Raw genomic sequence first — 429 nt, forward strand, 5'->3', positions numbered from 1 at the left:
AAATGAGCACCATCATTGAAACGCCCCGCCTGCTGCTGCGCAACTGGCAGGAAGATGACCGTGCATTCTTCCATGAGATCAATTCCGATCCGGAAGTGATGGAGTTCTTTCCGGCTTTGCGCAGCCGTGAAGAATCCGATGCACTGATGGATCGCATCGTGGCGATGATCAATGATGACAGTTTCGGCTTCTATGCCTTGCAAGAAAAAAATACCGGCGACGTTGTCGGCTTCACCGGTTTGATGAGAACAGATCTGGAGCCATTCATGCCAAAAGGCGTGCTGGAAATCGGCTGGCGTTTGGCAAGGCGTTATTGGGGCAAAGGCTATGTGACCGAGGCTGCGCTTGCCTCGCTCGCCTATGCTTTTAATGAACGCGGACAGGATGAGGTTGTCTCCTTCGCTGTCCATAATAATCACCGTTCAACTT

1 protein-coding gene is annotated in these 429 nt (G+C 51.7%); it reads left to right on the forward strand.

Annotated elements, in window-relative coordinates:
- Positions 1–2 precede the first annotated feature (2 nt).
- Positions 3–429, forward strand: a 427-nt coding sequence (locus HBA93_RS18765) for a GNAT family N-acetyltransferase (protein ID WP_221724307.1), incomplete at its 3' end; no start/stop codon positions are given.

The sequence above is a fragment of the Ochrobactrum sp. SFR4 genome, from assembly GCF_019730395.1.
Taxonomy (GTDB): domain Bacteria; phylum Pseudomonadota; class Alphaproteobacteria; order Rhizobiales; family Rhizobiaceae; genus Pseudochrobactrum.